Source organism: Dendrosporobacter quercicolus, assembly GCF_900104455.1.
In the GTDB taxonomy this organism is placed as follows: domain Bacteria; phylum Bacillota; class Negativicutes; order DSM-1736; family Dendrosporobacteraceae; genus Dendrosporobacter; species Dendrosporobacter quercicolus.
Genome location: NZ_FNHB01000001.1, coordinates 116,566 through 131,727, shown reverse-complemented (window position 1 = coordinate 131,727; position 15,162 = coordinate 116,566). Strand labels below are relative to the sequence as shown.

Annotated in this window: 11 protein-coding genes (1 of these 11 only partly in view); all 11 read right to left on the bottom strand. The window is 42.2% G+C overall.

The window, feature by feature from the left end:
• Positions 1-60: 60 nt before the first annotated feature.
• Positions 61-1,428 (bottom strand): SpoIID/LytB domain-containing protein, encoded by a 1,368-nt coding sequence (locus BLR06_RS00475; protein ID WP_245697971.1) that lies wholly within the window; start codon positions 1,426-1,428, stop codon positions 61-63.
• Between the two features lie 19 nt (positions 1,429-1,447).
• Entirely contained in the window at positions 1,448-1,678 is a 231-nt protein-coding gene (locus BLR06_RS00470; protein WP_092067212.1) for a DUF2905 domain-containing protein, read from the bottom strand.
• Positions 1,639-2,223, bottom strand: coding sequence for an epoxyqueuosine reductase QueH (locus tag BLR06_RS00465; RefSeq protein WP_092067211.1), 585 nt, complete (start codon positions 2,221-2,223; stop codon positions 1,639-1,641). Before BLR06_RS00465 ends, BLR06_RS00470 begins: the two co-directional genes overlap by 40 nt.
• A gap of 15 nt (positions 2,224-2,238) precedes the next feature.
• Positions 2,239-3,264 carry a Holliday junction branch migration DNA helicase RuvB gene (ruvB, locus tag BLR06_RS00460; RefSeq protein WP_092067209.1) on the bottom strand — a complete coding sequence of 342 codons (1,026 nt, stop codon included), beginning with the start codon at positions 3,262-3,264 and terminating at the stop codon, positions 2,239-2,241.
• A gap of 3 nt (positions 3,265-3,267) precedes the next feature.
• Positions 3,268-3,867, bottom strand: coding sequence for a Holliday junction branch migration protein RuvA (gene ruvA / locus BLR06_RS00455; RefSeq protein ID WP_092067207.1), 600 nt, complete (start codon positions 3,865-3,867; stop codon positions 3,268-3,270).
• The gene (gene ruvC, locus BLR06_RS00450; protein ID WP_092067205.1) at positions 3,864-4,358 is read right to left on the bottom strand and encodes a crossover junction endodeoxyribonuclease RuvC; all 495 of its coding nucleotides are present in this window, start codon (positions 4,356-4,358) and stop codon (positions 3,864-3,866) included. Before ruvC ends, ruvA begins: the two co-directional genes overlap by 4 nt.
• Positions 4,359-4,529: 171 nt before the next feature.
• Entirely contained in the window at positions 4,530-5,111 is a 582-nt protein-coding gene (locus BLR06_RS00445) for a BofC C-terminal domain-containing protein (protein ID WP_092067203.1), read from the bottom strand.
• Between the two features lie 599 nt (positions 5,112-5,710).
• Complete coding sequence (locus BLR06_RS00440; protein WP_092067201.1) at positions 5,711-6,526, bottom strand: alpha/beta hydrolase; 816 nt, start codon at positions 6,524-6,526, stop codon at positions 5,711-5,713.
• A 20-nt stretch (positions 6,527-6,546) separates the two neighbouring features.
• Complete coding sequence (locus BLR06_RS00435) at positions 6,547-7,734, bottom strand: MFS transporter (protein ID WP_092067199.1); 1,188 nt, start codon at positions 7,732-7,734, stop codon at positions 6,547-6,549.
• Between the two features lie 146 nt (positions 7,735-7,880).
• On the bottom strand, positions 7,881-9,782 hold the full coding sequence (locus BLR06_RS00430; protein WP_092067197.1) for a beta-ketoacyl synthase N-terminal-like domain-containing protein: 1,902 nt from the start codon (positions 9,780-9,782) through the stop codon (positions 7,881-7,883).
• 573 nt (positions 9,783-10,355) lie between these two features.
• Positions 10,356-15,162, bottom strand: partial view of an amino acid adenylation domain-containing protein gene (locus BLR06_RS00425; protein ID WP_092067195.1) — the final stretch only. 12,383 nt of this gene lie beyond the right edge of the window; 4,807 of the gene's 17,190 nt are visible here — the last part of the coding sequence; the start codon falls outside the window, past its right edge; its stop codon occupies positions 10,356-10,358.

Here is a 15,162-nt window from a genome sequence, read left to right as displayed (position 1 = left end):
GTACCTTGACCGGATTAGAATCTCCCCCAACCTAACCTCCAATCCAACCCAGTCAAGGTACTAGTACACTTTTTTTACTTCGGTAGATTGATAATAGTGTTTCAATATCTGCTGAAAGTATGTGACATCCTCTTTAGGAGCCTGCTCAGCCATACTTTTTGCGCCCCATTGCGACAAACCCACCCCATGCCCGGAGCCTGCGCCGCTAAACAGCCATACTTCATTTTTGCGGCCGGATATCCGGATGATATTTTCCTTATCGGTCAGCAAACCTTTCTCTTTGCGCGGCGGCACATTCACATCAATCACTTTCGTTTCACGGTCGCCATAGCGGTCGGTAATTTTAACATCAATGCCCTTGGGTCCCGGAACGATTGATTTAATGTCAAACAGGGTACTGCTTAATGCCAGTATTGCTCTGGCCTGGTTCCCGCTAAGCTCGGCCCGGCCCTTTGTTCCGATAAAACCAATGGTTTTTACCCGTCCTGACACGCCCCGGTCCTTGGCCTTAACCGGAGCCTTGCCCAGCGGCGACAGTTCAATTGCGATCACCGGGCCAATGGCATAGCCTGCCCTGGTCAGGGCCTGATCCAGATCCTGCGGCGTTATTTCTTTTTGCCAGTGTACGTACGGCGACTGTTGGTCATAATCGGCAACCGACCGTAAATAGGGCATGCTTGTTCCCCAGACATTTTCACTGTCCTCGGTAAAGGTACCGCCTGCGCTGCTATGGAAAATTGCTTCAATCGGCTTACCGTTAGCTAAAAGCACCTGACCGTAAGTATCGGCAACAGCTTTGGTCGTTTGCACGGTTTCACTGTTTTGTCCGCCATATACCTGACAATGCGTTGTGGCGCAAACATCATAACCATCTTCACTGTGCTTATTCAAGTGATGAAGGGCAAAGGTCCTGGCCGCCACCGCCTGGGCTTTTACCGCTTCCATCGGCCATTCAGCAGGCATCTCCTCCGGAACAACGCCATTCAAATATTGCTCCAACGGCAAGGTATTGACCACTGTCAGGCCTTGCTTTTCAGCTGTCCGGTGAATACCGACAGCGCCCCGGTACCGCTTCCTGTTGATCTCAATATAATGCTCGCCGGTTTTGGCGCTCAACAATACTTTGACGGCTTCGGCTGCAACCGGCTTGCCGTTAAGCAATATCCGGCCGTTCTTAGCGGTAACATTTACTTTTTCTTTAGCTGAAAACCCGCCCAGCCGGCGGTTGGTTTTAGCGTCAGTCAGCGCAAAGTCACTGTCCGCCGAAACCATGATGCTGACTTGATCGGACCAGATTCCGACCCTGATCTCAGGCTGTCTGGCTATTGAAAAATGATTCTTGGAAGCTGCTTCGGCATAGCCGGTCATTGCCGGCCACAGAAAGCTTGCGATGAGCAGCCCCAGCAAAAAAATCAGTCGGTTTGACAAGCAAATTCTCCTCTCAGCATTACCGTCTGGTAAAGAAATTTAAGATGATCGTAAGAATAATACTTAACACAATTGAACTGACAATAGGAAAATAAAAGCTGAAATTTTCTCTCTCAATCCTGATATCCCCAGGCAGCCGTCCAAAATTAACGGCTTTGCCGCCAAAGTGAATGATCACGCCAATGATCGCTATCATGACGCCAAGGTAAATCAGACTTTTGCCGATGGATTCAAATCCGCCTGAAAACATTGCTTTTGCTCCTTGCATCCTTTGTAATAACGCTCTTGTTCACTAAAAATGCAACCACAATACGGCTGCCGGTACAATTCCAGCTCTTTGCTGATCCTTACCCCTTCGTTCCAGCCTGACCGGAAATCAATGTACAAAAACGGAATCTGCTCGGTCAGCGCAATCTGCTCGCCGATTGTCCGAATTAATTCATGTTTCTGGAAAGGACTGACCAGTAAAGACGTACTGAAACAATCGCACTGCTGACGTTTGGCCATCCTGGCGGCTTCCCGCAGTCTGATTTCATAACACATGCTGCAGCGGCCGTTTTCGGCATTCAGCGCACCGCGCAAAAACTCCTCCAGCTGATACCGGTCGTCAACCAGCAGGTTCAGCTGGCGTTTTCCGGCAAACTCCCTGGCAGTTTCCAGCCTGCGGGAAAACTCTTTATATGGATGAATATTGGGATTATAAAAAAAGCCAACAACCTCATGCCCGTCCTCACACAGCCGCTGGAGAGGATAAACGGCGCAAGGGCCGCAACAAACGTGCAGCAGCACTTTCATCTACTTCACCTGTCTTTAATATAAAGTACCTTGGCCGGACTGTCCTGCCGGTTTTACCGGAATTTCCAGATGCTGATAAGCGGCCAAAGTGGCGACCCTGCCGCGGGCGGTACGGTTAATAAAGCCCATTTGCAGCAAAAACGGCTCATAAACATCCTCAATGGTATCGGTTTCTTCACTAATTGCCGCCGCCAGCGTCTCTACGCCAACCGGACCGCCATTAAACTTCTGGATGATTGCCAGCAGCATATTGCGGTCGGTTTTATCCAGGCCGCACTTATCCACCTCCAGCATCGCCAGCGCCTTGTCGGCAATCATGTCGGTGATGACGCCGTCTCCGGCAATCTGCGCATAATCGCGCACCCGTTTGAGCAAACGGTTGGCAATCCGGGGCGTGCCTCTGGAGCGCTTGGCAATTTCATAAGCGCCGCGGTCTTCAATGGCAATATTCAATATTTCGGCGGCCCGTTTAACAATGCAGACCAAATGCTCGGCCTGATAATACTCCAGCCGGCAAATGACCCCAAACCGGTCGCGCAGCGGCGAAGCCAGCGCACCGGCTTTGGTGGTTGCGCCAATCAGTGTAAAGGGAGCCAGATCCAGCCTGATCGAACGGGCGCTTGGCCCTTTACCAATAATGATGTCCAACGCAAAATCTTCCATCGCTGAGTATAATATTTCTTCAATATTTCTCGACAGCCGGTGAATTTCGTCAATAAATAATACATCTTTTTCGCCAAGATTCGTCAATAATGCCGCCAAATCACCGGCCCGCTCAATCGCCGGACCGGAAGTTATCCGGAAATTGACGCCCAGTTCATTGGCTACAATACCGGCCAGGGTAGTTTTTCCCAGCCCCGGCGGACCATACAACAGCACATGATCCAGGGCTTCATTTCTGGACCGGGCAGCCTGAACAAAGATTGACAGGTTATTTTTCACATTATCCTGTCCAATATATTCAACCAGCCGCCGGGGCCTTAAACTATACTGCCATTGATCGACATCCTGCTCACTGCCTGCAATGATTCGTTCTTCCATTCCCTACCTCCCGCCAAAGTCCCTGAGTACCAGCTTGATCAGTTCCTGCACTGACTTCGCCGCTCCGTGCCTGTTGATGGCCGGCATTACTTCGGCCTGCGTATAGCCTAAAGCCGTTAGCGCCGCCAGCGCTTGCTGGGTTGCATCGTCTGTTTCGTCAACGACTATTTGCTCTTCTTTATTGAGCTGGGAATCGGTACCGACAACACCGATTTTATCATGTAATTCAACGATAATCCGCTCCGCGGTTTTCTTGCCGATGCCGGGGATCTTGGTTAAAACAGTCAGATTCTTGCTGCCAACCGCCAGCCGGAAAGCATCGGGGCTAATGGCCGAAAGTATTCCTAACGCCACCTTCGGTCCAATACCGCCCACCGAAGTAAGTTTTAAAAACAATTGATATTCATCCTGGGTATAAAATCCGTATAACATAAGCGCATCTTCGCGCACATTCAGATAGGTAAACAGCGAGGCCTCCGTTCCCGTATTCAGCTTCTGCCGGGTAGACGCCGCTATATAAACCCTGTAGCCGACCCCCTGAACGTCAATAAAGCAATAATCGCCAAAAATATGACTCACTATGCCGCGCACATAACCAATCATCGTCCGCTTCCCCATACCGCTTTATTTACACAGTGAGTGGTGCAAATCGCGATCGCCAGGGCATCGGCCACATCATCAGGATGAGGCTTTGCCGGTAAATTTAATAACCGCTGCGTCATATAAATCACCTGCTCCTTCTCGGCCTTGCCATAACCGACCACCGACTGTTTAACCTGCAGCGGCGTAAATTCGGCCAACTCAATTTCATTCTGCGCCGCCGCCAGCAGGATTACGCCTCTGGCCTGACCGACAGTCATTGCCGTACGGACATTTTTGTTAAAAAACAACTGCTCCACGCCAACAATATCCGGCTGATACTTTTTAATCAGTAAATCAATATCCCGATGTATGATCACCAGCCGCTCGGAATTACTCAGCCGCGGGCTGGTCTGCACTGCTCCGTATTCAACCGCGCGCAGCGTGCTGCCGCGGTGCTCAACCAGGCCATAGCCGCAAATGGCGGTGCCTGGATCGATGCCTAAAGCCAACATATACTTCCCCTCCGGCCAGATAACTTCGACAAACCGCCACTTTATTCCTTTTTTTTATTACGACAAAACCCCGGCTGGCTTCAATGGAACTGCCAGACGCGGCAGCTGCCCTTGCTGTATTTAGAACGAAAAAAGAGCCGCCTCCTGTTTGAAGCAGCTCCAACTCTTACGCTAACGCGCCTGCATTCCTTCTAAAGTCCGTAACAGTTCTTCCCGCGAATTGACGACCAGTCCCCGCTTTAATTCTTCAATATCCTGCGGCATGATATGCTTGACCGGTATCGCAGTTACCTCCTTTAATACCGCTCTGGCGCCCGGCTTGCCGTAATATACCGCTACATAACCGTCTTTAATGGAAAGAAACATATTGTTGGCATGCTCCCGGCAAAAACTGTCTACCTTTAATGTCATTTCCACTTCAAGATCATCGAATTTATCAATTGTCCAGCCGGAATATACCTTCTGCATTTCCTGGTAATTCAGCCCGATGATATGTTCAGCCGGCTTGGTTGTAATCACTTCTTCATCCTTGCATTTCAGGTACTGGATCCGCTGCTTAATGTTGGTATTGCCGGATATCTTAATTTTATTATCCTGCTTGGCAACCTGCGTTTCCTGCGGCAGCAATGGATAGCCGTCCTGGCTGCCGGGATAATAGACAAAGTAATATGTGAGCAGACAAACCACCGCTAAAATACTTCCAGCCAGAAATGCCTGTTTTTTGCCAATTTTTCTATTTTTAAATGACAACATAACAATCACACTCCTCATAACCATACTATGTTGTCATTAGGATTGCCAAAAAATACAAAAAATATGCTATATCAGGTGAAATTCTCTTAACTTTGAAATTCTACAAAACAGCAGGCCCGCCGGGAGTCTTAACACGGCGGCTTTATCACAGATACTACGCCAGCCAAGTACATCTCAATGAGTGCTTCTTCTACAGAACTTTTCCCGACGTTGACAGCTTCGATAATAGCGGTTTGAAAGAAATTCCTTGCAAGTATTGAGCGTTCCCTCACTATGGCGCGTGCCAGATTTCTTCATTTAATTAAATTAAATAAACCGTTATGAATTTATAGTAATAAAAAAGCTCATCATCCTGGATTACGCAGGATAACGAGCTTTTTCGCCAAGTTAAAAGATAACTTTCTTTTGTCTTTTCAAATTGATTCATTTCCTAAATAGCTCTTTCAGCCGGGTTAATCTTTTCAAGATCAATTCCCAAAGGATAAGCTTCCGGAAAAGCAAGCACGCCTCCAAATTATTACAATAAGTAATACTGACCTGAGTATTTTGCTTGTTTGATACTACAATTGGGAGGAAAAACCCGAATTTCCAAGTACTATTTATAAATTCAGTTTCTTATTCTTCTTTTCGCCTTTAACTACAACTTCATTCAAAAAAACAAGAATTTGATCGGCAACCATTTTCCAATTAGGATCTAGCATCATGTCATGACACATAAAAGGAAAAATAACTGTTTTTGCATTGTAAGCCTTTCCAATATGAATAGTAGTTTTCTCAGGAAAAAACCAATCTGTCCTTGAACCAAGTACTAACATTGGCACATTAGTACTTAAAAACGCAGGAACAATTTGTCCACAGAAATCGTTACGTGCTTTAGTCGATTCCGGTTGCAAAAGCCTAACAAACCGCTCCGTCTTTTCAACTGGTAGTTTTTCGGAAAAAAAAATACCGCCAGGGAAATTTCTACTTTTCCCTCTGAGAAATAATACCATTTGAGTAATGTCTTTAAAACGAGTAAAAATTAACCTCGATAAGTCTCTTAACATGCCATTGGGAGGAATAGAGGCGATTAGAACTGCTGCTATTATTTTATCTGGATACAAATGCAATAACTTTTGAACAACCGCCCCTCCCATTGAATGTCCAATGAGAACCGGCTTATTTTTTAAAAATTTCATCGTTTCAAGTACATCATCCATATAATCCGCCAACGAAAAAGAATGAAGTTTTTCATGACCTTCACTTCCGCCATGTCCTCTAAAGCTAAGAGCATAACAGGGAAACTCTTTTGAAAAAAAATAGGGGAGGAAATGCTCTTGCCAACACCAGGCCCCATGATTAGCTCCATGTATGAAGATAAGCGGGGGTAGTTCCGAGTTCACCTCAGGTAGATATTCTAATATTTCCAATTTCATTTTAGCACTTCCCTTTCATCCTATTGGTCATCAACCCTTACACCGCTTTCATCGGAGCTTACGGTGTGGTGTTCATACCAAAAATACAGGATCAGTGCTATTATTCCCCCTACAGTGGAATAAAGGTACATAGTCGCATAACCTACAGTCTGGGCAATTAACCCCAGCAGCATCGCCCCGGTGCCAATGCCGAAATCAGCCCCTAGCGTCAGTGTCGCTGTAGCCGTTCCCCGGCGCTGAGGATCAACAACAGTAATCACCATAGCCTGCAGTGTCGGTTGGGTGGCCCCGAAGCCCAAGCCCATGAATACCCCGCTAAGCAAAAAAAGGACAGGATGATCGGACACGCCAAGAATTAGCATAGACAGGGTAACCAGCAAAAGTCCCGGCGCCATTACTACCCGCATTCCTGATCGATCATAAAGCCTGCCGGCAATTGGGCGCGCCACGATTACAGCAACAGCAAATACACTAAAATACACGCCTGGATTGGTTATTCCTTGCTCCAGCGCATAAAGGGTCATAAAAGCTACAATCCCCCCATAGATGGTAGTACAGCAAAAGCTAATTGCCGCAAAGGGTAAAGCAGCGGGTTCAATGAAGCTTCCTCTCGGCCCAGCAGCAGCTTGTACAGGACGATAGCGGATACTGTATGCCAGCGCCAGACCAATTAGGGCGCAAAGACCCGCTAGATTAAAAAGGATAGGAAACCCCCACTCTACGCCGATAAACACTCCTGCAGCCGGTCCTATCGTCATAGCCAGGGTGTTCGACAGTCCAAAGAAACCCATGCCCTCTCCCCTGCGCGATGCGGGAATAATATCTGCCGCTACAGTTCCCGCCGCCGTGTGTGACGCGCCCCAGCCGAAACCGTATAATACTCGTACCGCCAAAAGACCTGCTACCGTTCCTGCCCATTGATAACCAATGGCAGCAATGCTGAGGATCCCCAAGGCGCCTAGATAAATGCTTCGTCTCCCCCACTCGTCAAGAGCCCGGCCGATCACTACCCGTATAGCAACGGCGGAAAAAGTAAAAATGCCAACAACAAGTCCGACAACAGCCTCTGTGCCGCCGAGCTGTTTAACATAGAGTGGAAGCGTAGGCATAATAAAATATAAGCTGGTAAAGGCAGTAAAATTCGCCAGGCAAATTCGGATGAAATCAGCACTCCATAGTACTGGTCGTGTTTTGTAAGTCTCGTCCATTTTTCTCCTCCTCAATTCTAGACATGTAATGTTTCATTTACCAGTCCATAAGGTTATTGATCTTTAGCTTGTCATTGTTACTCGTAATATCTATATAAATTCCATATCCAACCGGTTATTTTTGTTATGGATTAACTTCATCCAAATTAGGGACGCGTCGGTTTCGGGATAGGAAAAGATTGTCGTTGAAAGCAATATGTCGGTAATGATATGTGCCGTACATTATATAAATTAAAGAACACTTCCCAATCAATATTTTCACCCTGAACCCATAGCTTAGCCAAATCATTCCATGATTGGTTTTTTATGTAGCCTGGAATCTGGGACTGATTGTTTCCATTTCTTGCATTGACTGTGCTATCTTTATGTTTTGTAATAATATTTAAATTACTATCTTTTCTTTTAAATTGATGAAGTTGTTTCACTAAAGTTTCGAGATTATTAACAATAAACACTACTCGTTCCTGAAAGGGTATTCTACCAATACAAAGCGTATACATTATATTTAAAAGCGTGTAATTAGATTTCCATTCTGAATCCCAATTTTGATACTGTTCAAAAAATTCAATGTATTTTTTTGCAGTTTCTTCCAGTTGATCGGCTGTTTTAGATGATAGCGGAATAAAATAATAATCTAATGTCTGTTTTAGAATATCCGTTGCGATATGTTCTTCTAAAATGAGATGACCAATATTACCGCCAGCGCCAAAAGATGATATTGTTGCTCGACGAGGAAGTGTAAATTGTTTCTTGTTAATTTCTATTATAGGAGGTTCCCACTTTTGGGTTGTTGCCTGAAAATAAAAAGGAGAGTTCTCGATCTTTATATTGAAATTAGTTTTTTCAAAATTAATTAGCGGAATAAGCGTTTTAGATTTAAACTGCAATAATACTTTTGTTAATTGAAGTAACGTAGATACTCCTTCACCATGCCCTACATAAGACTTGATTGAGCCAATAGGACAAAACTCCTTCTTATTCGTAAATCGGCTAAATGCTGCCGTTAATCCTTCCAGTTCTATGGCATCACCTAGCAATGATCCATTTGCGGCTGGTTCTACGTAACTGATGGTTTCGGGATGTATCCCGGACTTCTCAAAATTATCCTGAATAAGTTTCGCTTGCTGCTTTGGGCTGGACGACATAAACCAGGATGTTTTACCTTCTTGACAAATATGACTGGATTTGATAACTGCATAAATATTATCCTTGTCCTGTAAAGCTTGTTTCAAGGGTTTTAGTAATATAGATACAACTCCCTCAGCTGGAATCCAGCCATCATCGCTTCCAAAGGGACTAGAACATGGTTTAATTGTTGGACTAAGCATATGAGATGCGCTTGTATAATGGTCAGGGTGCAGTATAACATTCACTCCGATGACAAGTGCTGTTTGACATTCTTTTCTCATTAAGCTTTGACATGCCAAGTGTATAGCTATTAAAGAAGAGCAACTGCCTGCATCTGAAGTTACTGCTGGTCCTTGGAAGTCAAAAAAATAAGCTATCCTACTGTTTAGTACATAGCAATGACTTGAAATAGGGATTAGTTTTTGATACTCACTATAGGTCATTCCGGAAAATATCCCCACATCTTTTCCTAACTTTGCAGGGGTATAACCCGCATCTTCGATACAGGACCATGTAGTCTCTAAAGCAATTCGCTCCTGGGGATCCATAAAGAACACGTCATCAGGATATAAATCAAAAAAAGCTGCATCAAATTTATCATGTGTTTTCAGAAAAGCACCAAATTTACAACGCGTTTTATGAGGAATAAATGTTTTACCAATCTGAGAATCATAGTATTCACTATGATTCCAGCGACTTATAGGGACTTCCTGGACGAAATTTGTTCCTTGTTGAAGTTTAATCCAAAATTCATAATGACTATCTGACTGAGGATACCGGCCACCTAATCCGATAATAGCAATATCATACTGTTGAGGTTCTAACTGTTTTGCTTTCTGCTGAGTAAACGCTTCATATAAAGATTGCTGCTGTTCTTTTGTTAGTAGAGCTACTAGTTCTTTTAGTTTTACATCCAGCATGTTTAAGACCTCCCTTGTATACTTACCATAATTAGGATGCTATGATTAGCTCAACTTCGTCCAAGCAACGCCTCAACCAGCTCAATAAGATCACCACATATTGCAAAAAAATGACCTGAATTCTCCTTGCTGACATTGCTGCCGGCAAAGAATACTATATCGTAGGCTACTTAGCATATCATAGGATATAGACAATATTTCACGGTAATTTCGGATTGACAAATATTACTAAAACAAAAAGACTGTTTTCCATCTTAAAATTAATGAAAAACAGCCTCTAGCTTTTAGCCAGTCAGTTGTCTGAGTAGTAATTAACTTAATTTATAAAAGTTATTCAGAAAGCATATTTAAAGAATAGGTAATGAAAATTTTTACATTTATTCTATATTATGTATTATGCTATAAATGAATTATAGTGTCAAGATGTATTACCAGTAATTTTTTTACAAAGGTTATTTTAAAAATACTCCTAAAGCGATCTTAACTTCTTTGATAGAAACTTGGTAAGTTCACGTGAATTGGCTACATTTTGCTGGGCCATATTGATTTTTTGAAGTAGGAAAGTTGAGTTTATTAATTAAAGAAGCTGTGTAATTTATTATATATATTCTCTTCGTCCATTTTTGTTAGACCTAGTGGGATGGCTAAACGAATGCACTGATCAAGAATTGTATTTTTCTGCTTACCAACCTGATGGATACTCCCACGAATACCCGTTTTCAAAAATAATTGTTTAAGAAATTGTTGCTTTTTTTGAGTATTTGTTTCCCCATCAATAAATTGTGATATATTAATAACTATTGCATGTCCATAGGCGGGCTGTAGTATGGAAACTCGCGCCTGAATCAGCATATCCTGCAAACGCTTTGTAAATTCTATTTGCTTGGCTATAAGACAAAGGATGGTCTCTTTTTCTGATAATGCTTGTATAATCATATTTTCACAATCTGTGGGAATTGTTAGTCCATCGCGAATTTGAATATTTCTAATATCTGTTGCTAATTGACTATCATTTGTCGCAATCAGCCCACCTACTGGAACTGCAAAATCTTTGGTTAAACTGGTTACAACATGTTCAGCTTGTTGCAAGGTTTGATTGACAATATCCCAAACGTTGTTTTGGTTGTAGCCATTTTCATATTGTCTAGAAAGAAATGCATTTCGGACAATTCTTGAGGCATCAAGGACAAGAGGTATTTTGTACTGTTGAAGTATTGATTTTAGTTGACAAATATGAGAGTATCGAACCGGATGACCACCACTTGCATTGTTTAATAATTCTAAACCGGCTAAGGCAATATTATCACTCTCCTTTTCTAACTGTCCGTTTAATGCTTCTAAATTCATTTCTCCTTTAAACAAATGAGCTGATTGTGGTTGTATTACTGATAAATCGGGTAGTTCAATGACATCGAAACCATTACTCAGCTGATGCTTGAGAGAAGTCGTCCAGGAAACTGTGGTAAGTATTCTTGTCTTTTCTTTAGGATAAGCCTGATAGAAAATCTGTTCAGCTATTCGCCCTTGAGTTGTTAAGATAATATGTTTAAATGGGAAAATAGTATGAAGAAGCTCTATTGTTTCTTGCTGAGGCTTAGTTTTTAAATAAGTGATACGTTCTTTTACCGCATCGGATCGGACAACAAACCAGGAGTCTGTCATTAAATCCAGCGGGCTACTATTGTAAGCAAGTTGTTCCAGCTTATCTGTTTCAACAAGTAATTCTATAAATTTATTTTCATTTAAATTATGATTGATTTGAATACTGTTTTCGCTTTTTTTTTCTACATCTGAATTTAATAACGATATTTCATCTATTTGCTTGGCGAGTTGCGTAAAGGTTAGTGAATTTTGATAGAAAACAGTCCAATAATTTAATACAAAAGAATAAGGCGTATTTTTCGGTATATAAGCAAAAATCGGTTCTCCGATGACACCAAATTTCTTTTTAAATTGATAGTTTGTTTCACCTTGGTAAAAAATTCGACTTAAAAGAGCTTGCTTCTTATTTTGTTCTTTCAACCATACCCAACCTCCAGCATCATTAGCAGGATGGTCTTCAAAAACAAACGGATACCAGGTTAATCCAAGAGAAAAAATCTTCGCATTTTCTATTTTTAGTTGCTCGATTATCTGAAGGATTGCATACTCCATATGACCCAATGGTGCAGTTTGGGGATCATAAAATTCCTGATCCATTATATATATTCCGTTTTCAATTTTTCCTATTACTATAACAGAGCATAGTTTTTTATTATGAAATGTTAAGAAAGCCCGGTGTTCAACAGAGAATGATTGTTGCAAAAGTTCCGCCATACATATATAGGAATGATGAATTATATTTTTTTTACTTTCACTCCATTTCATCATTAAATCTTTCATTTCATTTATTGGCATCTTTGATTTATTATGATATTCTTCAGTTTTAACCTCTCCACATTTTTTAAATTTTTCAACTAAATAGCGCAATTTTCGCATTTTATTACCTGCTAATGAAAACTGCTTTACGTCAAGGTTTTGCCAAACACCCAATGGAATAAGTTTCATTCCGTTGCTAATAAGCCAATCATGATAACAATCCACAATGAGTAACTGTTGCTGATTTTGTTGACAGTAAGATTGAAGCTCCTGATACATATCTTTATTAATAGAAAAAAATGGAATAATAAGTGCCTCATCTATAATGACTCTTATATATTTATCTTTAGTTGCCGAAATGAAAAAATATGGATAAAGTAATCGCTCATATCCTGCTGGTGGATATTTATTGTCTATATCCAGGATAAGCTTTGCAATTTCGGGATTAGTTTGCAATTCCTTTTCATGAATCAATAATGGCCTTATCTGTTCTTTAAACTCTTCTTTCGGATTATATACTGAATTTTGAACTTGTATCATTTCTTTTTTTGTTTCTAAGTAAAATTTAATAATGTCATCCAGGTTAAAAAAATGGCTGGTTTCTATTTGGTTAACTAATACGTTTAAAATATCATCCTTTTGTGTTTGCTGATTGAACAACATAGCGGAACTATATTTGATATCACTGTTGTTTTGTTTTGCAAGATACTTAATTCGTTTAGACTTGGAAAAAGGTTTAATTACTATATGCTTTGAATTTTGATTATCCTGTTGTAATACATTTGCTGAAAACTCCGTTTGATTCAATATTTGGGGGGATTGAAAAATTTTATCTACGCTTTCTTTATGTGCTTCTATAAAATAATCGGCTAAATCATCAATGGTACTATATTCAAAAAATAATGCCTTCGAAAGATCCGGAAAATGCTGTTCGACTTTATTATTAATTTCAATTACCATAATGGAATCTAATCCATATTTCTCAAGACTCTCATTTATGTCCATTCGATCGGGGTCCAATTTAAGTGTATTGGAAAGGATCTGTTTTAGATAAGCAATCATACGCGCTTTGATATTTTCATTTTCAGGTACATCAGACTGTTTCTTTGTAATAGTATGTTCCTTTAAGTATCGCATTTTTGCTGTTCTGTTTTTTGCCATAACAGTAGGCCTTCCCGTTAACTTACCTTCCATCACCATCACCTGCTCATGCTTAGAAGCCAGGCAATGGTAAAAAGCCTTTATGCCAGCTACCGTGGTCAGAGCGATCATATCCATATCTTTTTCCGCCATGATTCTGGTTTCTCTAGCAACATGCATTCCGCCCTCTTTCCACAATGACCAATTAATTGATATCGTTTGGCCTTGACGTTGTTCTAAAGATACTAGACTGTTACGATATTTAGCATAGGCATCCATAAAAGCATTAGCAGTAGCATAGTCCGCCTGGCCGATATTGCCTATTGATCCGGCTATTGAGGAAAAAAGAATAAAAAAGTCAAGACTTAGATTCTTACTAGCTTGATCTAAATTAACCAGTCCTCTTACCTTCGGGGCCAGAACTTCTTGCACTTCTTCCTTTGTTTTCTTAATGATGAAATTGTCCCGAATCACACCGGCACTGTGAATGATGCCGTGAAGACTGCCATATCCCTCCTGGATGCTTTGAATCAACCCGTAAACCGCCTCCTTTTGGGTCACATCTAACTGCTTGTATATAATCTGAGCGCCTAAGGCCTGAAGTTCCTTCAGTTTAGCTTTTTTATCCTCATTTAATGGGGACCGGCCTGTTAGGATCAATACTGCTGCTTTGACTTTTTGCGCGATTTCTTTGGCAAAAATAAGTCCCAGCCCCCCTACGCCGCCAGTGATTAAATATACCCCTTGGTCTTTCCAAGGAATCATCACCTCGCAAGGAACTTCTATCTCACTCCAACCAGCAATCCACCGCGTTCCATGCTGATAGCGAACCTGATTATCAATTGGATTTCGGCTACTCTGCATCAGTTTCTCTACAATTCCCGCAGAATCTTCCTCAGAACCCAATTCAATCAGTTGTCCAATTAGTTTTGGATTCTCAAGTTGGGCAGTTTTCAAAAGTCCGAAGAGACCGGAGAACAGTTGTCGTGCCTCTTGAATAGGAACGACAAGCTGAATTAATACTGTACCCTTAAGCTTATTTTGGAGAATGCTTTGAATTCGAGTAAACATTTGCACAGCATAGGTCTGAAAGCGCTCCGCTATGTCTTCGTGCTGGGATTGCAAGAGAAGGCAACTCACACCATTGATATGTTTTTCAATACTTTCCCGTAAGACTTCCCCTGGCTCGCACAGCACCAATATATGCTGTGCATAGGCCGGTTCTGAGGCTGCCTGGACAACCACGCTTTCTTTCCAACAAGGATGAAGCATCAAAGTCCCAAATGTTGCCGAGGCATCAGCTTCACCTACTTCACCTTCCAGAAGCCGCAATGTCAATCCCTTCATCTGCACACAAATCGTACCCTTTGCATCACTCAAATCAATATCAATCTTCTGCACATTGTCTCCTGCTTTACTATCTTTACTGTATCGAATCAGAGCCCACATTACGGCAGTACATTTTCCATTTATATTCAGTTCTTGTAATGCAAAGGGTAAAATTGGCCTGCAATGAACACCGCTGTTGGATGATAAGGACTTATCCGAGTCCAGCATTAAACCGATTGACGCTTGCAAGGCAGCATCCAACAAACTGGGATGAAGAACGAATTGATCATTTGTATCAGAAACAGCCAAAGGCAGGGAAAGCTTAGCCAACACTTGTCCCGCACCCACATACACAACCTCTATCCCTTGATGTGCCGGACCGTAATCAAACCCCAACGCTCTAAAGGCCTCGTAACATTGGTAAGACGACAAACTGCTTTGGCCGCACTGAGATTGTAAGAAAGGTATATCCAGCGTTGAAGCTTCGCTGGCTGACCGGGGCACTGCCCTGCCCCGGCTATACACAACAGGCTCAGCATTGTCCGTTGTTGAC

Excerpts from the sequence above, each read along its gene's own strand:
- ruvA (WP_092067207.1), bottom strand. The coding sequence starts at position 3,867 with ATGATTGGTTATGTGCGCGGCATAGTGAGTCATATTTTTGGCGATTAT.
- BLR06_RS00440 (WP_092067201.1), bottom strand. The coding sequence starts at position 6,526 with ATGAAATTGGAAATATTAGAATATCTACCTGAGGTGAACTCGGAACTA.
- ruvC (WP_092067205.1), bottom strand. The coding sequence starts at position 4,358 with ATGTTGGCTTTAGGCATCGATCCAGGCACCGCCATTTGCGGCTATGGC.
- ruvB (WP_092067209.1), bottom strand. The coding sequence starts at position 3,264 with ATGGAAGAACGAATCATTGCAGGCAGTGAGCAGGATGTCGATCAATGG.
- BLR06_RS00430 (WP_092067197.1), bottom strand. The coding sequence starts at position 9,782 with ATGCTGGATGTAAAACTAAAAGAACTAGTAGCTCTACTAACAAAAGAA.
- BLR06_RS00445 (WP_092067203.1), bottom strand. The coding sequence starts at position 5,111 with ATGTTGTCATTTAAAAATAGAAAAATTGGCAAAAAACAGGCATTTCTG.
- BLR06_RS00470 (WP_092067212.1), bottom strand. The coding sequence starts at position 1,678 with ATGTTTTCAGGCGGATTTGAATCCATCGGCAAAAGTCTGATTTACCTT.
- BLR06_RS00465 (WP_092067211.1), bottom strand. The coding sequence starts at position 2,223 with ATGAAAGTGCTGCTGCACGTTTGTTGCGGCCCTTGCGCCGTTTATCCT.
- BLR06_RS00435 (WP_092067199.1), bottom strand. The coding sequence starts at position 7,734 with ATGGACGAGACTTACAAAACACGACCAGTACTATGGAGTGCTGATTTC.